The 20,206-nt window shown below is 65.3% G+C and carries 17 protein-coding genes and 1 pseudogene; 13 read left to right on the top strand and 5 right to left on the bottom strand.

Annotated features, from left to right (window positions below; genetic code table 11):
* Positions 1-110: 110 nt before the first annotated feature.
* Both BRAD285_RS32885 and acs read right to left on the bottom strand, forming a co-directional pair.
* The gene (locus BRAD285_RS32885; RefSeq protein ID WP_244563570.1) at positions 111-830 is read right to left on the bottom strand and encodes a hypothetical protein; all 720 of its coding nucleotides are present in this window, start codon (positions 828-830) and stop codon (positions 111-113) included.
* Between the two features lie 105 nt (positions 831-935).
* Positions 936-2,888: an acetate--CoA ligase gene (gene acs, locus BRAD285_RS32880; RefSeq protein WP_006612281.1), complete on the bottom strand. Its 1,953-nt coding sequence runs from the start codon at positions 2,886-2,888 to the stop codon at positions 936-938.
* Between the two features lie 381 nt (positions 2,889-3,269).
* Here acs and BRAD285_RS32875 point away from each other — a divergent pair, with 381 nt between their 5' ends.
* Positions 3,270-4,457, top strand: a complete 1,188-nt coding sequence (locus BRAD285_RS32875; protein WP_006612280.1) for a DNA topoisomerase IB — start codon at positions 3,270-3,272, stop codon at positions 4,455-4,457.
* Positions 4,458-4,461: 4 nt separating this feature from the next.
* On the opposite strand, the gene BRAD285_RS32870 is transcribed toward BRAD285_RS32875, so the two are convergent.
* Entirely contained in the window at positions 4,462-4,956 is a 495-nt protein-coding gene (locus BRAD285_RS32870; protein ID WP_244563569.1) for a hypothetical protein, read from the bottom strand.
* A 352-nt stretch (positions 4,957-5,308) separates the two neighbouring features.
* Between BRAD285_RS32870 and BRAD285_RS32865 the strand changes: the two genes are divergently transcribed.
* The 3 genes from BRAD285_RS32865 (at position 5,309) to BRAD285_RS32855 (ending at position 7,491) form a co-directional block, all read left to right on the top strand.
* Positions 5,309-5,863, top strand: coding sequence for a fasciclin domain-containing protein (locus tag BRAD285_RS32865; protein ID WP_006612278.1), 555 nt, complete (start codon positions 5,309-5,311; stop codon positions 5,861-5,863).
* Between the two features lie 201 nt (positions 5,864-6,064).
* Positions 6,065-6,694 (top strand): cytochrome b/b6 domain-containing protein, encoded by a 630-nt coding sequence (locus BRAD285_RS32860; protein WP_006612277.1) that lies wholly within the window; start codon positions 6,065-6,067, stop codon positions 6,692-6,694.
* Between the two features lie 14 nt (positions 6,695-6,708).
* Complete coding sequence (locus BRAD285_RS32855; RefSeq protein ID WP_006612276.1) at positions 6,709-7,491, top strand: molybdopterin-binding protein; 783 nt, start codon at positions 6,709-6,711, stop codon at positions 7,489-7,491.
* Between the two features lie 173 nt (positions 7,492-7,664).
* Here BRAD285_RS32855 and BRAD285_RS32850 read toward each other — a convergent pair whose 3' ends face one another.
* On the bottom strand, positions 7,665-8,861 hold the full coding sequence (locus BRAD285_RS32850; RefSeq protein ID WP_006612275.1) for a YbfB/YjiJ family MFS transporter: 1,197 nt from the start codon (positions 8,859-8,861) through the stop codon (positions 7,665-7,667).
* 268 nt (positions 8,862-9,129) lie between these two features.
* On the opposite strand from BRAD285_RS32850, the gene leuB reads away from it, so the two are divergent.
* The 5 genes and pseudogenes from leuB to BRAD285_RS32825 form a co-directional block, all read left to right on the top strand.
* Positions 9,130-10,242 (top strand): 3-isopropylmalate dehydrogenase, encoded by a 1,113-nt coding sequence (gene leuB / locus BRAD285_RS32845; protein WP_006612274.1) that lies wholly within the window; start codon positions 9,130-9,132, stop codon positions 10,240-10,242.
* 587 nt (positions 10,243-10,829) lie between these two features.
* Positions 10,830-12,341, top strand: a complete 1,512-nt coding sequence (locus BRAD285_RS32840; RefSeq protein ID WP_006610771.1) for a sugar ABC transporter ATP-binding protein — start codon at positions 10,830-10,832, stop codon at positions 12,339-12,341.
* Positions 12,342-12,345: 4 nt separating this feature from the next.
* Positions 12,346-13,383 (top strand): ABC transporter permease, encoded by a 1,038-nt coding sequence (locus BRAD285_RS32835; RefSeq protein ID WP_006610772.1) that lies wholly within the window; start codon positions 12,346-12,348, stop codon positions 13,381-13,383.
* Positions 13,384-13,464: 81 nt separating this feature from the next.
* Complete coding sequence (locus BRAD285_RS32830; protein WP_006610773.1) at positions 13,465-14,406, top strand: ABC transporter substrate-binding protein; 942 nt, start codon at positions 13,465-13,467, stop codon at positions 14,404-14,406.
* 385 nt (positions 14,407-14,791) lie between these two features.
* Positions 14,792-15,036, top strand: a pseudogene (locus BRAD285_RS32825) (YbfB/YjiJ family MFS transporter); the annotation flags it as partial.
* Between the two features lie 11 nt (positions 15,037-15,047).
* Here the strand turns inward: BRAD285_RS32825 and BRAD285_RS32820 are convergent.
* Entirely contained in the window at positions 15,048-16,040 is a 993-nt protein-coding gene (locus BRAD285_RS32820; protein ID WP_006610775.1) for an MBL fold metallo-hydrolase, read from the bottom strand.
* A 403-nt stretch (positions 16,041-16,443) separates the two neighbouring features.
* Between BRAD285_RS32820 and ffh the strand changes: the two genes are divergently transcribed.
* From ffh to trmD, 4 genes are all read left to right on the top strand, one after another.
* A complete protein-coding gene (ffh, locus tag BRAD285_RS32815) occupies positions 16,444-17,979 on the top strand; it encodes a signal recognition particle protein (protein ID WP_006611501.1) in 1,536 nt (511 codons plus the stop codon).
* Positions 17,980-18,117: 138 nt separating this feature from the next.
* Positions 18,118-18,450 carry a 30S ribosomal protein S16 gene (gene rpsP / locus BRAD285_RS32810; protein WP_006611500.1) on the top strand — a complete coding sequence of 111 codons (333 nt, stop codon included), beginning with the start codon at positions 18,118-18,120 and terminating at the stop codon, positions 18,448-18,450.
* A 128-nt stretch (positions 18,451-18,578) separates the two neighbouring features.
* Complete coding sequence (gene rimM, locus BRAD285_RS32805) at positions 18,579-19,175, top strand: ribosome maturation factor RimM (protein WP_006611499.1); 597 nt, start codon at positions 18,579-18,581, stop codon at positions 19,173-19,175.
* Positions 19,176-19,372: 197 nt separating this feature from the next.
* Complete coding sequence (gene trmD, locus BRAD285_RS32800; protein ID WP_006611498.1) at positions 19,373-20,146, top strand: tRNA (guanosine(37)-N1)-methyltransferase TrmD; 774 nt, start codon at positions 19,373-19,375, stop codon at positions 20,144-20,146.
* Positions 20,147-20,206 lie beyond the last annotated feature (60 nt).

Below are 20,206 nucleotides of genomic sequence, written 5' to 3'. Positions count from 1 at the left end.
CCCCAAGTAAATGACTGAAAAACAACAGTTGGCAGCAAACCTTCTACCAGCGATGTTCCGGCCGGGCTCTCAGGCTCAACCTCGCGCGCCGATGCCCGCTGACCTCGGCGTCATTTGAGGCCAGTGATCGCCGAGAGCGCCCGCACGGCCGACGTGCCCTTATGGTCCCGGATATAGTCTGCCGTCGTCTCCCGGACGTAGTCGTGCTGGCGTGCATTCGCGCCGACGGCCCACAAGGCGGCGGCGGCAACGACCATCCGGCCGCGCTGGCCCGCGTCATAGCGCTGCTTCAGCTGGTCGTAGATGTCCTTCGGGCCGCCGACCATGGCCACGGTGATCCGCGCGGTATCGAGCGCAATCAGTTCGGACTGATTGGCGATCGACGCGAAGAAGTCGAGGATCATGCGGACGTAGCGGCCGTCTCCCTCGACGAAGGAGGCGCCCCACAGCAGGTCCAGGTCGGTCGGCGTCCTGATGGTGATGTCCTCGAGCCGGGCAGGCGCGCGGCTGAACTGATCCTCCAACGTAGAATCCAGGCCATTGGCGCCAAAGCGGTTGCGATACTTGCCGGCCTCTGCGGCATGGCCCGAGAGCCGGAGCGCGGCGAGGAATGCCGAGGCCGCCTTGCTGTCGTCTGCCGGCGGCACCAGCCGCTCGATCCAGTCCGGATGCAGCACGAACGACCGCGCCAGCAGCCCGGTGACCGGCGGGTAGTGGGTCCAATCGCGACCTTCGGATTTCAATGTCGCGAAGACATTGACGAGGCCTTCGACGCGCGGATCCTTATAGAAGAACGCGGTCGAGGCCTTGAGCTCCGGCGATTGCGGCATCAGTTGCGCCGCCGAGGGGCCAAGTCCAGCCGCCAAAATCAAGAGAACGCAGCCCATCCGGGCCGCGTTCTCCAATCGTCTCCTCAGAGGTTGCGCAGGCATGCGCTAGGCCTGCTTCTCCTTGCGGTTCTGCCGGTGCTGCACGAGGTCGTCGACCACAGCGGGATCGGCGAGCGTCGAGGTGTCGCCCAGCGCGCCCGGCTCGTCCTCGGCGATCTTGCGCAGGATGCGGCGCATGATCTTGCCGGAACGGGTCTTGGGCAGCCCTTGCGAGAACTGGATCTGGTCGGGCGAGGCGATCGGGCCGATCTCCTTGCGCACCCAGGCGACGAGCTCCTTACGCAGCTCCTCACTCGGGGTCTCTCCGGCCATCAGGGTGACATAGGCGTAGATGCCCTGGCCCTTGATGTCGTGGGGATAGCCGACCACGGCGGCTTCCGAGACCTTGGCATGCGCGACCAGCGCGCTCTCGACCTCGGCGGTGCCCATGCGGTGGCCGGAGACGTTGATGACGTCGTCGACGCGGCCGGTGATCCAGTAGTAGCCGTCGGCGTCGCGGCGGCAGCCGTCGCCGGTGAAGTACTTGCCCTTGTAGGTCGAGAAGTAGGTCATCTCGAAGCGGGCATGATCACCGTAGACCGTGCGCATCTGGCCGGGCCAGGAGCGGGTGAGGCAGAGATTGCCCTCGGTCGCGCCGTCCAGCGTCTTGCCGTCGGCATCGACGATCTCCGGCACCACGCCGAAGAACGGCCGCGTCGCCGAGCCCGGCTTCAGCTTCGTCGCCCCGGGCAGCGGGGTGATCAGGATGCCGCCGGTCTCGGTCTGCCACCAGGTGTCGACGATCGGGCAGCGGCCGTCGCCGACCACGCGATGATACCACTCCCAGGCCTCCGGATTGATCGGCTCGCCGACCGAGCCGAGCAGGCGCAAGCTGGCGCGCGAGGTCTTGGTCACCGGGCCATCGCCGCCTTGCATCAGGGCGCGGATCGCGGTCGGCGCGGTGTAGAAGATGTTGACCTTGTGCTTGTCGATGACGTTCCAGAACCGCGAATTGTCCGGATAGTTCGGCACGCCTTCGAACATCAGGGAGATGGCGCCGTTGGCCAGCGGCCCATAGAGGATGTAGCTGTGGCCGGTGACCCAGCCCACGTCGGCGGTGCACCAGTAGACGTCGCCCTCGTGATAGTCGAACACATACTGATGTGTCATCGCGGCGTAGACGAGATAGCCGCCGGTGGTGTGCAGCACGCCCTTGGGCTGACCGGTCGAGCCCGAGGTGTAGAGGATGAACAGCGGATCCTCGGCGTTCATGTGCTCGACCGGGCATTCGGTCGTCACCATCTCCGCGGCCTCGTGGTACCAGAGGTCGCGCGTGGGGTTCATCTCGATCTTGCCGCCGGTGCGCTTGACCACGACGACCCAGTCGACATTGTCGACCTTGTTCAGCGCCGCGTCGACATTGGCCTTGAGCGGCACCTTGCGGCCGCCGCGCAGGCCTTCGTCCGCGGTGATGACGACCTTGGAATCGCAATCCTTGATGCGCTGGGCGAGCGAATCCGGCGAGAAGCCGGCGAACACCACCGAGTGGATGGCGCCGATGCGGGCGCAGGCCAGCATCGCATAGGCCGCCTCCGGGATCATCGGCAGGTAGATGGTGACGCGGTCACCCTTCTTGACGTTGCGATTGCGCAGGATGTTGGCCATCTTGCACACTTCGTCATGGAGCTGACGATAGGTGATGTGCTTGGAGTCCGCGGGATCGTCGCCTTCCCAGATGATCGCGGTCTGGTCGCCGCGGGTGGCGAGGTGGCGGTCGATGCAGTTGTAGGCGGCGTTGAGGACGCCGTCCTCGAACCATTTGATCGAGATGTTGCCGGGGGCGTAGGAGACGTTTTCGATCTTGGTCGGCGCATGGATCCAGTCGATCCGCTTGGCCTGCTCCGCCCAGAAGCCGTTCGGGTCCTTGATCGAGCGCGCGTACATCTCCTGGTACTTGGCGTCGTCGACGAAGGCGCGTTTCGCCCACTCGGCCGGAACGTCGTAGATCTTCTCGGACATTTCACACCCTCCACCATGCGGCCTGCGGATGAACCCCGTCACAGGCCGTCGTTGTTTCCACTATGCGTCCGCGTAACCGGCGGCGACAAGGCAAGACAAGTAGAACCTTCGGCGGGGAGGCGGTCTGCGCAGGATCAAAGATTTGTGCGCAGAGGTTGAGTTCGCCGGATTTTCCGACTCCGGCGATCTGCTTGATATCGTCAAGGTTACCCATACAGACACTCGTTTACGGTATCACATGACCTTTTTGCCTGTATTTAGGGACTCGCCATCCGCGCTCTGACGCCCTAAATCGCGTGGAAGCTGTGGATAACCGGGCCGGAACCAAAACGCGGCCCGGGGCATTGAGCGGATGAACACGACGGCAGGGCGTCTAAAGCAATGATGGACCAGCAGAATTTCGAGGGCTCCCGGGTCGGCGCGGCCGACGCCGAGGTCGCGCTCGCAAAAGCGCTGGGCCAGTGGCCGCCGAAGCCGGCGCGCCGCAAGCTGACGCTGAAGGATCTCGCCCACGCCAAGACCGCGAATGCGCAGGCCAATGCCAAGACCACGGTCGAGGAATTGGCCAAGCGCATTGGGCTCAAGCTCGGGGATCAGAGCGAGCTGACCATCCGCCGCATCAAGCGCGGCAAGAGCTACACCTTCATCCGCGCCAACGGCACCCAGATCCGCCATGCCGGCACCATCCGCCGGCTGCATGCGATGGCGGTGCCGCCGGCCTATCGCGAGGTGCGTTACGCGCCCGACCCGAGCATGCATCTGCAGGCGGTCGGCATCGATGCCGCCGGGCGGCTGCAATACCGCTATCACACCGATTGGGAGAAGGTGCGCGAGCATCGCAAGGCGCATCGCCTGGCCAAGCTCGTCGGCGCGCTGCCGCGCATCCGTCGTGCGGTGTCGAAACATCTCGCCAGCGACGAGCCGACGCGCGAATTCGCGCTGGCTGCCGTCATCGAGCTGATCGCGCGCACCGCGATTCGCCCCGGCAGCGAGTCCTATGCGCGGCTCAACGGCACGCGCGGCGCCGCGACGCTGTTGAAGTCGAACGTCATTCTGGAAGACGACAGTCTGGTGCTGACCTTCAAGGCCAAGGGCGGCAAAGCGGTGCGCAAGGAGTGCGACGCTGCCAAGCTGGTGCGCGCCGTCGGCATCCTGCGTGGCCTTCCTGGACGGCGCATGTTCCAATATCGCGACGTGCAGGGCGTGGTGCGCGCCGTCTCGACCACCCAGGTGAACGCGTTCCTGCGCGAGATCGCCGGCATCAAGATCTCGGCCAAGGATTTCCGCACGCTGATGGCCTCCGCCGTCGCGCTCGAGACCCTGTCGCGGATCACGCCGGCGGAAAGCGCGCGCGGCCGCAAGAAGCAGATCCTGGAAGCGATCCGGGCCGCCGCCGACGAGCTCACCAACACGCCAGCGATCTGCCGCAAGAGCTACGTGCACGACACCATCGTCACCGCGTTCGAGGACGGCATCCTCGAACGCTTCGCCGCCACCATGAAGGGCCAGCGCTCGCAGACCAAGCGCGAGCAGCTCCTGGCGCAGGTGGTGACGGCCGTCTCGGCGTGATCCATCAAGCCTGACAACGCGGGCCGATCTTAGCCGAGGCGAGGAAGCGCGCGATCGGATCGAGCTGCTTGCACGGCACGGCCGCACTCTTCACCGACGCAGCGTCGCGCTTGCCCGGCCGCAGCACAGCCTTCTTGTTCGCGGCATTGGCCCTCCGCGCAACCGACGCGTTTCGTCCCTCGGCGCGCACGGATTTTGAGACCAGCGGCAGACGCACGCCCTCGTTGAGTTCGATTGGTTGAACCTCGAAGCTGTGATCGCTCTCGCTCAGCGTATCAACGCCGGGGATCGGTTCGCGGATCAGCGACGACGTCGTTTCGCCAGCGATGTCGCCGGGCGTCGCCGCGGCGAGCACCATCTTGGTTGCAAGCAAGCAGCAGATTATCACGAGGCAGAACCCCGCAATCCAGATCGTTCTGTTCACTGTAGGAAACCCCCGCCGATCGCGCCGGACAGTGCGGGACATCCCCTTCCCGCAGCCGGCTGCCGTGCCGACCAATCAACCTTAAGAAAGTCTTACTCGCAATGTCTTTGGCAGCTTTGGCCGGGTCCGGCTCGCATTGTAGTTAATGGCCGAGCGAGACTAATCCTCGTCAGCCAATGGCCGACATCGCGCTGGTGTTTCCGTAGCTCTGCGACATTGCGGCGCGCGACATCTCGGCCAATGAGTCGGCGAGACGATCTCAACCGCCGTTGGTTTCACGGATCACGTTAAATTATGCCGCGAAACTCGCCGCCGAAAACGCGCGTAGCTCGGCCCGACACGACGCAAGAGCGCATCGCTCGCATCAGCATCGGTGTCGCAGTCGAACTCATCACGCGGCCCTGCCGCCGTCTTTAGGGAGCTACCCATGTCCAAGCGCATTGCCTTCCTCGCTGCCGCCGCCTTCAGCGCGCTGTCGCTGACCTCGATCGCCATTGCGCCCGCGCGCGCCGAGGAGAAGACCGTGATGGTCGGAGGCGCGGCGATGTATCCGTCGAAGAACATCGTGCAGAACGCCGTCAACTCGAAGGATCACACCACGCTCGTCGCCGCGGTGAAGGCCGCCGGCTTGGTGCAGACGCTGGAAGGCAAGGGTCCGTTCACGGTGTTCGCGCCGACCAACACCGCCTTCGGCAAGCTGCCGGCCGGCACCGTCGACACGCTGGTGAAGCCGGAGAACAAGGCGACCCTGACCAAGATCCTCACCTACCACGTGGTGCCCGGCAAGCTCGAGGCCGCCGACCTGAAGGACGGCCAGACGCTGAAGACGGTCGAGGGCGAGCAGCTCACCGTCAAGCGCGAAGGCAAGAACGTCATGATCGTCGACGCCAAGGGCGGCACCTCGATGGTCACCATCCCGAACGTCAACCAGTCCAACGGCGTGATCCACGTGGTCGACACCGTGCTGATGCCGGCGTCGTAAGACCGCACCGAAACACCGGACACGTCCGTTTCTTCCTCCTCCTCGCGGATGTGACCATGAGCGAGCCGGGCCCACCCCGGCTCGCTTTTTTGTGAGAGCCATCGCTCCGAAAGCATCGATTTGCCGGTTTGAGCCCGTAACGGGCGGCCAGCCTTTGGCGTATATCTGCCTGGAACCACCCCGAAACCAACCGAGCCCGCCATGTCCAGCATCGCCGCCACCGACACGACGATCAGCACCGAAAAAGCCAAGGTGATCCAGCCGGCCTGGGTGCGCATCATGCACTGGATCAACGCCGTCGCGATGATCCTGATGATCATGTCGGGCTGGCAGATCTACAACGCCTCGCCGCTGTTCGATTTCCGCTTCGACCGCAGCATCACCTTGGGCGGCTGGCTCGGCGGCGCGCTGCTGTGGCACTTCGCCGCGATGTGGCTCTTGATGCTCAACGGCCTCGCCTATCTCGTCACCGGCCTTGCCGCCGGCCGGTTCCGCCGCAAGCTGCTGCCGCTCTCGCCGTCCGCGGTGATCTCCGACCTCAAGGCCGCACTGACCTTCAAGCTCTCGCATGGCGATCTCACCGTCTACAATGCGGTGCAGAAGCTGCTCTATCTCGGCATCATCCTGGTCGGCATCGTCGTGGTGCTGTCGGGCTTGTCGATCTGGAAGCCGGTGCAGTTGCACTGGCTGGTGACCTTGTTCGGCGACTACCCGGCGGCGCGCTACGTTCATTTCATCTGCATGGCGCTGATCTGCGCCTTCCTGGTCATCCACATCCTGCTCGCGCTGCTGGTGCCGAAAAGCCTGCGCGCGATGATCATCGGCCGCTGAGAGGAGAGACCATCATGGCCAAGCGTCCGTTCCTCATTCCCGGCGTCGACAAGCGGCTCCTGATCAAAGATTCGATCAAGACGATGCCGGATCTCACCCGCCGCCGCTTCATCACCGGCGGCGCCAGCCTGGGCGCGCTGACCCTGCTGACCGGCTGCGACGTCGTCGATAGCGACAGCGCCGAGGAGCTGCTCAAGAAGGTGTCGAAGTTCAATGACGCGGTTCAGTCCTGGATCTTCAATCCCGACGCGCTGGCGCCGACCTTCCCGGAGAGCGCGATCACAAAACCGTTCCCGTTCAATGCCTACTACACGCTCGACGAGGCGCCGGAGATCGACGCCGCCGACTGGAAGCTCGAGGTACGCGGCCTCGTCGACAACAAGAAGTCGTGGACGCTCGACGAGCTGCACGCGCTGCCGCAGGTCACGCAGATCACGCGCCACATCTGCGTCGAGGGCTGGAGCGCGATCGGCTCCTGGACCGGCACGCCGCTGCGCGACTTCCTCAAGCTGGTCGGCGCGGATACCAGGGCGAAATATGTCTGGTTCAACTGCGCCGATGCGCAAGGCTACAATTCGCCGCTGGACATGCGCACCGCGCTGCATCCGCAGACCCAGATGACCTTCAAGTTCGCCGACCAGATCCTGCCGCGCGCCTATGGCTACCCGATGAAGATCCGCGTCCCCACCAAGCTTGGCTTCAAGAACCCCAAATACGTCGTCGCGATGGAAGTCACCAACGACTACAAGGGCGGCTATTGGGAGGACCAGGGGTACAACTCGTTCAGCGGGAGCTGAGCGTTGAGGCTGATAGAGCCGCGATGTGGCCCCAAGCTCCGCTGTCGTCCCGGGCTTGACCCGGGACCCATACGCCGCGGCGGACGTGATGGGCAAAATGCCAATGACCGGCCTGCCTTAAACCACTCCCTGTGGGTATGGGTCCCGGGGCAAGCCGGGGACGACACCGTGGGTTAGGCGCGGTCTGTGCGCTTCAGCTTCCCCTGCATCGCAGCCATCACCGCGCCGAGCAGCAGCAACGCCGCTGACACGTTGAGCGCGTAGGTCAAACTTCCCATCGCATCGGTGATCGCGCCGACCGCGAACGGGCCGAGCGTCTGGCCGACGCCGAACGAGATGGTCAGCGCGGCGATCGCGCGCGGCCACGCCGCCTGCGGCAGGTTGAAGCGCACGAAGGCGGTCGTCGCCGTGGTCACCGTCGAGAACGCGATGCCGAATACCGCGGCCGACAAGGTCAGCATCATGGGTGAATGGCTGAGCGAAGGCAGCGCTGCGCCGATCGCGTTCACCGTGAGAATCAGCGCGGTCGGCCAGCCGCCGCGGTCGAGCGCAATCACCCTGCGCCACACCCAGGGTGTGGTGAAACCGGCGAAGCCAATCAGGCACCAGAAGCCGGATTGCGCGGCCGCACCGCCGCCGAGATCGCGGACATAGGCGATCATGAAAGTCAGATAGGCGATATAGCCGGCGCCATAGAGGAAGTAGCCGAACAGATAGATCGCCATCGGTCGCAGCGACACGCGGTCCGCGCGGGTCTCCGGCATGGCCGCGTCGGACGGCAGGCGCATCAGCAGCAGCGGCACGATCAGCACCACGCCGACGCCTGCGAGCACCGCCCACACGATCCACCATGATCCCGGCCCGAACGCCTGCAGCACGAACGGTGCGATCAGGCCGGAGATGACGATGCCGAGCGGCGGCCCGGCATAGAACAGGCTGAGCACGAAGCTCGCCTGCGCCGGCCGCGCCAAGGCGACCCGCGCCGCGAGCGCACCTCCGACGACGAGGGCCACGCCGGCGCCGATTCCCGTCACCAGCCGTGCCAGGCTCAGCGCAACGAAGTCGCTCGTCATGGCGCAGACGATGAGAGACGCCAGCGCGGCCACCGTGCCGCCGCGCACGGCGGCCAGTCCCCCGAACCGCCGCGCCGTGTGCGAAGCGATCAGCGCGCCGATCAGGTAGCCGGCGGCATTGACCGTGTTCATGAAGCCGGCTGCCGAATACGACCATTGCAGCGTGTCGCGCATGTCGGGCAGCACCAGCGCATAGGCGAAACGGCCGATGCCCAGACCGATGATCGGCCCGAGCGACAGCGTCAGATTGGTCAACGCCGGATGGCCCGGAGTCGAGGCGGATGGGGAGTTTGGCAAGAAATGCTCCGGCGCGGCGTATGTCCGGCAATTCATGCTGTCCGGCTGCCATTTCAGAGCACCGTATAGCCTGGAGCCGCGCTACAGAAGACGGGCGGTGGCAATGGTGGCTTGCCAACCACGCAGGAGGGCTTTAGCACTCCGCCGATTTTGTAACTCTCGTCGTTGCCGGGCTGCCGTCCCCGACCCATCGGGGCGAGCCGGCAATCCAGAAGATGATGGATGCCGGGCCAGGCCCGGGCATGACCAGCCTACGAGGATAACGACCATGGCGACCCAGAAGCTCCTGCTGCTGCCCGGCGACGGCATCGGCCCCGAAGTGATGGCCGAGGTGAAGCGGCTGATCGGCTGGCTGAATGGCAAGGGGCTGGCCTCGTTCGAGACCGAAGAGGGCCTGGTCGGCGGCTCCGCCTATGACGCGCACGGCGCCTCGATCTCCGAGGCCGACATGGACAAGGCCAAGGCGGCCGACGCCATCATCTTCGGCGCCGTCGGCGGTCCGAAGTGGGACGGCGTGCCCTACGAGGTCCGCCCCGAAGCCGGCCTCTTGCGCCTGCGCAAGGATCTCGGCCTGTTCGCCAATCTGCGTCCCGCCGTGTGCTATCCGGCGCTCGCCGATGCCTCCAGCCTGAAGCGCGAGCTCGTCGAGGGCCTCGACATCATGATCGTGCGCGAGCTCACCGGCGGCGTGTATTTCGGCGAGCCGAAGACCATCACCGATCTCGGCAACGGCCAGAAGCGCGCCGTCGATACCCAGGTCTACGACACCTATGAGATCGAGCGCATCGCCCGCGTCGCCTTCGATCTCGCGCGCAAGCGCAAGAACAAGGTGACGTCGATGGAGAAGCGCAACGTCATGAAGTCGGGCGTGCTCTGGAACGAGGTCGTCACGGCGGTCCATGCGCGCGAGTACAAGGACGTCACGCTCGAGCACCAGCTCGCCGATTCCGGCGGCATGAACCTGGTGAAATACCCGAAGATGTTCGACGTCATCGTCACCGACAATCTGTTCGGCGACATGCTCTCGGACATCGCGGCGATGCTGACCGGCTCGCTCGGCATGCTGCCGTCGGCCTCGCTCGGCGAGGTCGACGCCAAGACCCACAAGCGCCGCGCCCTGTACGAGCCGGTGCATGGCTCGGCCCCCGACATCGCCGGCAAGGGCCTCGCCAACCCGATCGCGATGCTGACCTCGTTCGGCATGGCGCTGCGCTACTCCTTCGACATGGGCGCCCTCGCCGACAAGCTCGACGCCGCCATCGCCGCCGTGCTGGCATCAGGCCTGCGCACGGCCGACATCAAGGCCGAGGGCTCGACGCCCGCTTCGACCACGCAGATGGGCGAAGCGATCATCAAGGAGCTGGAGAAGCTCACGGCGTAGTTGGCGCCGAAGGCTCATTCGAGCCGAGCTGTTACCACGCAGACGGTGCGCTCCCCTCCCCCTTGCGGGGAGGGGTAGGGGGTGGGGGTACCCAGTGAGCTCGGTTCGGGGCAAGGCCCCATTTCTCCCAACGATCATCTTTCAGCGTGGCGCGTCTCGGTGCGAACTCATCAGAGGGCATCGCCCGGAGACCCCCACCCCCCAACCCCTCCCCGCAAGGGGGAGGGGGCGCACCGCCGTCGCCGAGAAAGCGCGAGTTGAACTCACGCAGTGTCGGGCTCAATTGAGGTGCCAAGTGCCGCGATGCACAGTGGCATTCCGCGTTCATGATCCTCACCCGTCTCCGCCCGCGCCTGTCAATTTTACCTATGGACTTTCATCCGGGGTTGAATAGCCTGACCTCAACGCCGCGCCATTGAAGGGACGCGGGCTCGCGGTCGTCGGAGACGACGACGGCGAAGGTGGGGAGGATGAATGTGATCGCGGCTGCGATGCGATATGTCGCTCGCCATGCGCGTCGGCGTCTGCAGCCTCGCTGCAATGACGTTGCGATTGCCCGTGCCTCGTCTCGCCACGCGCGCTGACCCATGAGCGCGCCGCTCATCTCCGTTCACGGCCTGTGCAAGAGCTTCCCCGGTGTGCGGGCGCTGCACAATGTCAGGTTCGAGCTGCTCGCCGGCGAGGTTCATGCCGTGATGGGCGAGAACGGCGCCGGCAAGTCGACCCTGATGAAGATCCTCGCCGGCGTCTACCGCAAGGATAGCGGCGAGATTCTCTATGACGGTGCGAGCGTCGATTTTCCGGGCCCGCGCGAGGCGCAGACCGCCGGCATCGGCATCATTCATCAGGAGCTGCAGCTGATGAACCACCTCACGGTGGCGCAGAACATCTTCATCGGGCGCGAGCCGATGAAGGCGTTCGGGCTGCTGCTGGATGAGGACAGGCTGAACCGCCAGGCGGCCGAGCTGCTCGCCCAGCTCAATCTGGCGATCGACCCGCGCACCGTTGTCGGCGGGCTGACGGTCGCCAAGCAGCAGATGGTCGAGATCGCCAAGGCTCTGTCGTTCAACTCGCGCGTCCTGATCATGGACGAGCCGACGGCCGCGCTGAACAACCGTGAGATCGCCGAGCTGTTCAAGATGATCCGAGCGCTGAAGGCGCGCGGCGTCGGCATCGTCTACATCTCGCACAAGATGGACGAGCTGAAGCAGATCTCCGATCGTGTCACCGTGCTGCGCGACGGCGAATATGTCGCCACCCTGCCGACCGCCACGACGCCGATCGACACGATCATCGGCATGATGGTCGGCCGTGCCTTGAGCGACGCGCGCATCATCGGCGCAGCACCGCCCGGCGACGTCGCACTCGAGGTGCGCCATCTCAATTGCGGGCCGCTGGTGCGCGACGTCAGCTTCACCTTACGCAAGGGCGAGATTCTCGGCTTCGCCGGCCTGATGGGCGCCGGCCGCACCGAGGTCGCGCGCGCGATCTTCGGCGCCGATGCGGTGCCCACCGGCGAGATCCGCGTCAACGACCGCCGGGTGACGATCCGAACGCCGGCGCATGCGGTCAACAACGGCATCGGCTATCTCTCCGAGGATCGCAAGCGCTTCGGGCTCGCCACCGGCATGGACGTCGAGTCCAACGTCGTGATGTCGAATCTTCCGAACTATCTCGCGATGAAGCTCATGCTGCGCAAGCGCGCGATCCGCGACACCGCCGGCCGCTTCATCCGGATGCTGAACATCCGCACGCCCTCGGCGACGCAGGAGGTGCGGCTGCTGTCCGGCGGCAACCAGCAGAAGATCGTGATCGCCAAATGGCTCGATCGCGATTGCGACATCCTGTTCTTCGACGAGCCCACGCGCGGCATCGACATCGGCGCCAAGAACGAGATCTACCGGCTGCTGCGCGCGCTCGCCGACCAGGGCAAGGCGATCGTGATGATCTCCTCGGAGCTGCCGGAGATCATCAGGATGAGCGATCGCATCGTCGTGATGTGCGAAGGCCGTATCACCGGCGAATTGTCGCCGGACGAGGCCACGCAGGAGCGGATCATGCAGCTGGCGACCCAGCGCGAAACCATGAAGGCAGGCTGACGGCATGAGCGACCCGGCACTGGTCAAGGACCACAAGGAGAGCATGGCGACCAGCGGCGCTGTCGCCGCATTGCGCCGCCGGCTGCTCGGACCCGCGGCGCTGCAGAAGCTCTTGGCCTTTGCGAGCCTGGTGCTGCTGATGATCTATTTCAGCTTCGCGTCGCCAGCCTTCATGCAGACCGACAATATGATCAACATCCTGCAGGCGACGGCCGTGAACGGCGTGCTGGCGATCGCCTCGACCTTCGTGATCATCACCGCCGGCATCGATCTGTCGGTCGGCACGCTGATGACGTTCTGCGCCGTCATGGCGGGCGTGTTCCTGACCTATTGGGAGCTGCCGATGTGGACCGGCATCGTCGCTGCCATCGCAACAGGCGCGCTGTCAGGCGCGCTGTCGGGCACGGTCATCACCAAGATGAAGGTGCCGCCGTTCATCGCCACGCTCGGCATGATGCTGGTGCTCAAGGGGCTCGCTCTTGTTGTCTCCGGCAGCAAGCCGATCTACTTCACCAACACCGAGAACTTCTCGATGATCTCGCAGGATTCGCTGCTCGGCGCCATCGTGCCGGACCTGCCGATCCCCAATGCGGCGCTGATCCTGATCGTGATGGCGGTGCTCGCCTCCATCGTTCTCAACCGCACCGCGCTCGGCCGCTACACCTTCGCCATCGGCAGCAACGAGGAGGCGGTGCGGCTCTCCGGTGTCAATGTCGACCGCTGGAAGATCATCATCTATGCTCTCGGCGGCGCGATCTGCGGCGTGGCCGGCCTCCTGATCGCCTCGCGCATCAACTCCGCGCAGCCCGCGCTCGGCCAGGGCTATGAGCTCGACGCCATCGCCGCGGTCGTGATCGGCGGCACGTCGCTGAGCGGCGGCACCGGCACCATCCTGGGCACCATCATCGGCGCTTTCATCATGAGCGTGCTGACCAACGGCCTGCGCATCCTGTCGGTCGCGCAGGAATGGCAGTTCGTGGTCACCGGCATCATCATCATTCTCGCGGTCTATGCCGACATGTTGCGCAGAAAGCGCGCGTGACAGCGAGGAGAACGCGACCGCCGGCCTGCCGATACGATCATCACGACGACACAATCAACTAACAAACGAGAGGAAACACCCATGTTGCAAAAGCATCTCCTGAGCGTCGCGCTCGGCGCGCTCGTCACCGCCGGCATGTCGACGGTCGTCCGTGCCGAGGACACCTACATCCCGCTGGTCTCCAAGGGCTTCCAGCATCAGTTCTGGCAGGCGGTGAAGCTCGGCGCCGAGCAGGCCGCGAAGGCCGCCAACGTCAAGATCACCTTCGAGGGGCCGGAGACCGAGGCCATGGTCGACAAGCAGATCGACATGCTCTCGGCCGCGCTCGCCAAGAAGCCGCAGGCGATCGGCTTCGCCGCGCTGGACTCCAAGGCCGCCATTCCGCTGCTGAAGAAGGCGCAGGCCGCCAAGATCCCGGTGATCGCCTTCGACTCCGGCGTCGACAGCGACATCCCGCTCACGACCTGCACCACCGACAACCTCGCCGCAGCCGGCCTCGCCGCCGACAAGATGGCGGGCCTGATCGGCGATGCCGGCGAGGTCGCCGTCGTCGTGCACGACCAGACCAGCCGCACCGGCATCGACCGCCGCGACGGCTTCCTGAAGCAGATGAAGGACAAGCATCCGAACATCACGATCGTCAGCGTGCAGTATGGCGGTGGCGATCAGCTCAAGTCGACCGAGATCACCAAGTCGATCCTGCAGGCCAATCCCAACGTCAAGGGCATCTTCGGCGCCAATGAGGGCTCGGCCATCGGCGTACTCAACGGCGTCAAGGAGATGAAGAAGAAGATCGTCGTGATCGGCTACGATTCCGGCAAGCAGCAGAAGGCCGCGATCCTGTCCGGCGAGATGGCCGGCGCCATCACCCAGAACCCGATCGGCATCGGCAGCTGCACCGTGGACTCGGCGGTCAAGGCGCTCAAGGGCGAGAAGCTGCCCAAGGTCACCGACACCGGCTTCTACTGGTACGACAAGTCCAACCTCAACGACGCGAAGATCGCCGCGGTGCTGTACGATTGAGAATTTGCCGGCCCGCCAAGGCAAGGGTCAAGCGCGGCGGGTCAGCATGATCGCGCGCTCGGGCGGATCGAGCTCCGCCGTGCCAAATCTTGTGCCCAGGAGGAGATCGAACTGTCCGCCATCGAAACAGAACCAGCCGGGTAGTGAGCCGCCGGTCCATTGGAGTTGCCGGCGATCGATGCGGCCAACACGTCGCTCAGGCTGGTATCGGCAACGCCGGCACAGCGAGCAATTGATCCGGACGGTGAAGAGCTAAAGCATGATCCGGAAAAGTGCGCAGCGGTTTTCCGAAAAGATCATGCGCAAACAATAACCTAAAGCGCCATGACGATTCATCCTGATCTCATCGCGCTTTAAAGGGCTGGGGTTGAGGAGAGCGTCGCCGACAATGGCGACGACGGCGTTCGTGCGCTTCAAGCTGCCGCAGAGCGCGTGGCCGTGCGCAATTGCGGCGCTGACGATTTCGTTCGGTATCGGCCAAACGCTCGGGCCATTCGCCGTCGCGCGATCACCGATGCGATGGGGAGTCTGACCTACGCGCTGAACGCGTCGGCTGTGTTATTGTTGCTCGGGGCGGTGATGGCGGCGATGCAAAAGAAGTTGAAAGCCCCTGACGACGCCTCTTGTTAGGCGGCGGCGAGTCAAACCTCCACCACCTGCCCCGGCTTCAGCACCCCAAACCGCTCGCGCGGGATGCCGGCGGAATCGAGCGCGGCATGCAGCGCGTGGACCGGCGCGTCGATCGCCTCGTCCGTCAGTTGGAACGTGCCGTGGTGGTGCGCAAGCGCGGTTTCGGCGCCGCAGTCCTGCAAGGCCTGCACGGCATCCTCGGGGTTCATGTGCTGGTCGCGCATGAACCAGCGCGGCTCGTAGGCGCCGATCGGCAGGATCGCGAGCCGCAGCGGTGCGTGCAGCTCGGCGACGCGGCGGAAATGCGCACCCGTGCCGTAGCCGGAATCGCAGACGATGTAGAGCTTGCCGCGCGGCGTCTCCAGCACGAAGCTCGCCCACAGCGCCTTGTTGCGGTCGAAGATGCCGCGCGCCGTCCAGTGCCGCGTCGGTACCAGGGTCACAGCGACCTGGTCGTTCAGCGTCACGCGATCGTGCCAGTCATAGGCTTCGGCGCGAATCTTGGAATCGGCATCGATCATCGTCAGGTCGTTGCCGAGCGGCGTCACGACACGCGGCGCGAACTTCGCCGTCAGCCGCGACAGCGTGCTTATATCGAGATGGTCGTAATGGCCATGCGACACCAGCACGACGTCGATATGCGGCAGCGCCTCGAAGGCGATACCGGGATCGTTGTGGCGACGAGGACCGGCGAAGGAGAACGGCGACACCCGCTCCGACCAGACGGGGTCGATCAGGATGTTGAGCCCGCCGGTCTGAACCAGCCAGCTGGCATGGCCGATGAACGACAGCCGCGCCGTCTCGCCGTCGATCCGGTGCGGCGGGGTATCGGCATGCGGGCTCGGCGCCCACTCAGGCCATTTCGAGCGCTTGCCGTTGCGATCGAACTGCCAACGCAGCACCTGGGCGAGGGATTTGGGCGGAACGCCGTCGGGATCGTAAAATCGCTTGCCGTCGAAATGGTCGGTGACGGGGCCGGAATAGGTCCTGGAACGGCGCAGCAAGGGTGTCCTCGCAGGGAAAGCTGACAGGGAAATCTGAACTGGCGCAGGAGGTAAGCAGCACCACAGGGTCCGGCAACGGCTCGCCGCGAGCAAGTTTCCTTGACTTTTCCGGCTGCGGGGGGGTAAACCCGGCCGAATTTCGGAAAGTTTCGTCTTTTCGAGCCACCGCCCGGCCCTAGAGGCCGGAGGTCAACGCCCGACAGCGCTGTGCGCCCTCGGGCGCAAAGGTGTTTGGAGATTTGGCCCGGTGTCAACACCGGGCGACACTGCGGCTCCCTCTCCCGTGGGGAGAGGGCTGGGGTGAGGGGGTACGGTGCAAACCGTCGTCCCGCACCCCTCACCCGGATCGCTGACACGATCCGACCTCTCCCCGGTGGGGAGAGGTGAAGAAGGGATAACGGCATTGTTCGACAATCTGTCGGAAAGGCTTGGCGGCATTCTCGATCGGCTGACGGGGCGCGGTTCGCTCTCGGAGGCCGATGTCGACGCCGCGATGCGCGAGGTCCGCCGGGCGCTGCTTGAGGCCGACGTCGCGCTGGAGGTTGTCCGCAGCTTCACCGAGCGCGTGCGCGAGCAGGCGATCGGCGCCACCGTCGTCAAGTCGGTCACCCCCGGCCAGATGGTCGTCAAGATCGTCCATGACGAGCTGGTCAAGACGCTCGGCGACGACGGCCAGACCATCGACCTGAACGCCGTACCGCCGGTGCCGATCATGATGGTCGGCCTGCAGGGCTCCGGTAAGACCACCACCACCGCCAAGCTCGCGCGCCGCATGGTCCAGCGCGACAAGCGCAAGGTGCTGATGGCCTCGCTCGACGTCTACCGTCCGGCCGCCATGGAGCAGCTCGCGGTGCTCGGCCGCGACTTGGACATCCCGACCTTGCCGATCGTCGCCGGCCAGATGCCGCCGCAGATCGCGCGCCGCGCCATCGAGGCCGCCAAGCTCGGCGGCTATGACGTGGTGCTGCTCGACACCGCCGGCCGCACCACGCTCGACGAGGACATGATGAAGGAGGCCGCCGAGATCAAGGCGGTCGCCAATCCACACGAGGTGCTGCTGGTCGCGGATTCGTTGACCGGCCAGGACGCCGTCAATCTGGCCCGCTCGTTCGACCAGCGCGTGGGTCTCACCGGCATCGCGCTGACCCGTATCGACGGCGACGGCCGCGGCGGTGCGGCACTGTCGATGCGCGCGGTCACCGGCAAGCCGATCAAGCTGCTCGGCACCGGCGAAAAAACCGACGCGCTTGAAGACTTCTATCCCTCGCGGATCGCCGGCCGCATCCTCGGCATGGGCGATATCGTCTCGCTGGTCGAGAAGGCCGCGGCGAACATCGACGCCGAGAAGGCCGCGCGCGCCGCCGAGAAGATGCGCAAGGGTCAGTTCGACCTCAACGACATGCGCGAGCAGCTGCTGCAGATGTCGCAGATGGGCGGCATCAGCGGGCTGATGGGCATGATGCCCGGCATCTCCAAGATGAAGAACCAGATCGCTGCCGCCGGGATCGACGACAAGATCCTCAAGCGCCAGGTCGCGATCATCGATTCGATGACGCGCGAGGAGCGCAAGCATCCCGACCTGCTCAAGGCGAGCCGCAAGAAGCGCATCGCGGCCGGCTCCGGCCAGAGCGTCGAGCACGTCAACAAGCTGCTCAAGATGCACCGGAACATGGCCGACGTCATGAAGGCCATGGGCTCCGGCAAGCGCGGCCCGCTCGCCGGCATCGCCCAGGCGATGGGTTTTGGGGGCGGTGGCGGCATGCCGTCGCCCGAGCAGCTCAAGGCGCTGGCCGAGAAGATGCCCGGCGGTCTGCCGAATTTGCCGAAGGATCTGCCCGCCGGCTTGCGCGGCGGTTTGCCGAATTTGCCGGGCCTCACTGGTCTCAGCGGCAAGCCGACCTTGCCGGGCCTCGGGCTGCCTCCGGGGAAGAAGAAATGACCTCACTCCCGTCATTGCGAGGAGCGAAGCGACCAAGCAATCCAGAGTCGCGCATGCCGCTCTGGATTGCTTCGCTTCGCTCGCAATGACGACCCATCCAACTTCGTATCAAGACATCGACACCTAAGGAGAACTTTCATGTCCGTCGTCATTCGTCTCGCCCGTGCCGGCACCAAGAAGCGTCCGGTCTATCACGTCGTCGTCGCCGACTCGCGCTTTCCGCGTGACGGCCGCTTCATTGAGCGCCTCGGCCACTTCAATCCGCTGATGCCGAAGGACAACGAGGCGCGCCTCAAGCTCGACATGGAGAAGGTGAAGGCTTGGCTCGCCAAGGGCGCGCAGCCGTCCGACCGCGTCGCCCGCTTCCTCGACACCGCCGGCGTCAAGAAGCGCGAAGCCCGTCAGAACCCGATCAAGGCCGTGCCGCGCAAGGAGCGCAAGGCGCAGGCCGAAGCCGCGGCCAAGGGCTAAGGTCCTTTGACGATCCTGGCCTCATGCTTCGAGACGCACGGCTCGCGCCGTGCTCCTCAGCATGAGGAATTGGCTCCTCGTCCTGAGGAGCGCGCCGTTGCGCGCGTCTCGAAGGACGGGGCCTCCTGATGTCCAAGCTGATCTGCGTCGCCAAGATCGGCGCCGCGCACGGCGTGCGCGGCGAGGTTCGCTTATGGACCTTCACCGAGGAGCCGCTGGCCGTGCTGCATTACGGCCTGCTGACGACCAAGGACGGCAGCCGTTCGCTCGAAGTCGCGAAAGCGCGCGAGGCCAAGGATCATCTCGTCGCGAGCTTCAAGGGCATTACCGACCGCAATGCCGCCGAGCGGCTTAACGGGCTCGAGCTCTATGTGCCGCGCGATCGCCTGCCAGAGACCGATGACGACGAATACTATCACGCCGACCTGATCGGCCTCGCTGCGGAAACCACCGCCGGCGCCCCGCTTGGTCGCGTCCTCGCAATCCATAATTTCGGTGCCGGCGACATCATCGAGATCGCTCCGCCCTCCGGCAGCACGCTGATGCTGCCGTTCACCAATGCCGTCGTGCCGACGGTGGATCTCGCCAATGGCCGCGTGATCATCGAGTTGCCCGGCGAGATCGAGGGCGAGGATGAAGGCTTGCCCGATGAGTCTCCTTCCGCTGAAGGTGACGGTGCCGCCTCACACTCAGCTCGTCGTCCCCGCGAAAGCGGGGACCCATAGCCACCGCAACTGATTGGCTTCCGCGCGACTGGCGGCCTGCCTTTTTCGAACATCACGCGGTATGGGTCCCGGATCGGCGCCGCGACGCGCTTTGCGCGTCGGGGCTTGTCCGGGACGACACCTGTGATGAACTCGTACAACACGCAGCGTCGATCCAGGGGCTCGATCTCGCGGCCTTGGTGCCGTAACAGAGCATCATGACCGCTTCGCCCCCTCCCACCGCGCCGTGGCGCGCGACTGTGCTGACGCTGTTTCCGGAGATGTTTCCCGGGCCGCTGGGCGTGAGCTTGGCTGGCCGGGCGCTGACATCAGGCATTTGGTCGTTGGAGGCGCGCGACATCCGGGCTTCGGCGACCGACAAGCACCGCAGCGTCGATGACACGCCCGCCGGCGGTGGTCCCGGCATGGTGCTGCGCGCCGACGTTCTCGCCACCGCGATCGACGCAGCGGCCACCGCCCCCGAACGGCCAAAGCTGCTGATGAGCCCGCGCGGTCGGCCATTGACCCAGGCGCTCGTCCGCGAGCTCGCGGCCGGTGCTGGACCGCTGATCGTGTGCGGCCGCTTCGAGGGAATCGATCAGCGCGTGATCGACGCCCGGGAGCTGATCGAGGTGTCGATCGGCGACTATGTGCTGTCCGGCGGCGAGATCGCCGCGCTGGTGCTCATCGACGCCTGCGTGCGGCTGCTGCCGGGCGTGATGGGCAAGCTCGAATCCGGCACCGATGAGAGTTTCTCGGATGGCCTCCTCGAATACCCGCAATACACCCGCCCCCAATCGTTCGAGGGCCGTACGATTCCAGATGTGCTTACCTCCGGCGATCACGCCAAGGTCGCAGCGTGGCGCCGGGCGCAATCCGAGGCCCTGACGGAAGCGCGAAGGCCGGATTTATGGGCCGAATGGCAGGCGCGCCGGCCCCGAGAACAAACGAGGACCAGCCAAAAAGCGCCAAAAAGCACGACAGACGGGTGACAAGCCTCGCGCTTTGCCTTATAGGAGCGCCCAATTCCGCAAGTGACGGCAGGAACAAGC

This window comes from Bradyrhizobium sp. ORS 285, assembly GCF_900176205.1.
GTDB lineage: Bacteria > Pseudomonadota > Alphaproteobacteria > Rhizobiales > Xanthobacteraceae > Bradyrhizobium.
Note: the sequence above shows the minus strand (reverse complement) of the source record. Positions and strands in the feature narration are given on the sequence as shown.

Bases quoted from the DNA above. Each gene is read 5' to 3' on its own strand.
- BRAD285_RS32835 (WP_006610772.1), top strand. From the start codon at position 12,346: ATGAGCGACCCGGCACTGGTCAAGGACCACAAGGAGAGCATGGCGACC.
- BRAD285_RS32830 (WP_006610773.1), top strand. From the start codon at position 13,465: ATGTTGCAAAAGCATCTCCTGAGCGTCGCGCTCGGCGCGCTCGTCACC.
- trmD (WP_006611498.1), top strand. From the start codon at position 19,373: ATGACCGCTTCGCCCCCTCCCACCGCGCCGTGGCGCGCGACTGTGCTG.
- BRAD285_RS32885 (WP_244563570.1), bottom strand. From the start codon at position 830: ATGCCGCAATCGCCGGAGCTCAAGGCCTCGACCGCGTTCTTCTATAAG.
- leuB (WP_006612274.1), top strand. From the start codon at position 9,130: ATGGCGACCCAGAAGCTCCTGCTGCTGCCCGGCGACGGCATCGGCCCC.
- BRAD285_RS32860 (WP_006612277.1), top strand. From the start codon at position 6,065: ATGTCCAGCATCGCCGCCACCGACACGACGATCAGCACCGAAAAAGCC.
- BRAD285_RS32875 (WP_006612280.1), top strand. From the start codon at position 3,270: ATGATGGACCAGCAGAATTTCGAGGGCTCCCGGGTCGGCGCGGCCGAC.
- BRAD285_RS32840 (WP_006610771.1), top strand. From the start codon at position 10,830: ATGAGCGCGCCGCTCATCTCCGTTCACGGCCTGTGCAAGAGCTTCCCC.
- rimM (WP_006611499.1), top strand. From the start codon at position 18,579: ATGTCCAAGCTGATCTGCGTCGCCAAGATCGGCGCCGCGCACGGCGTG.
- rpsP (WP_006611500.1), top strand. From the start codon at position 18,118: ATGTCCGTCGTCATTCGTCTCGCCCGTGCCGGCACCAAGAAGCGTCCG.
- BRAD285_RS32855 (WP_006612276.1), top strand. From the start codon at position 6,709: ATGGCCAAGCGTCCGTTCCTCATTCCCGGCGTCGACAAGCGGCTCCTG.
- BRAD285_RS32865 (WP_006612278.1), top strand. From the start codon at position 5,309: ATGTCCAAGCGCATTGCCTTCCTCGCTGCCGCCGCCTTCAGCGCGCTG.
- acs (WP_006612281.1), bottom strand. From the start codon at position 2,888: ATGTCCGAGAAGATCTACGACGTTCCGGCCGAGTGGGCGAAACGCGCC.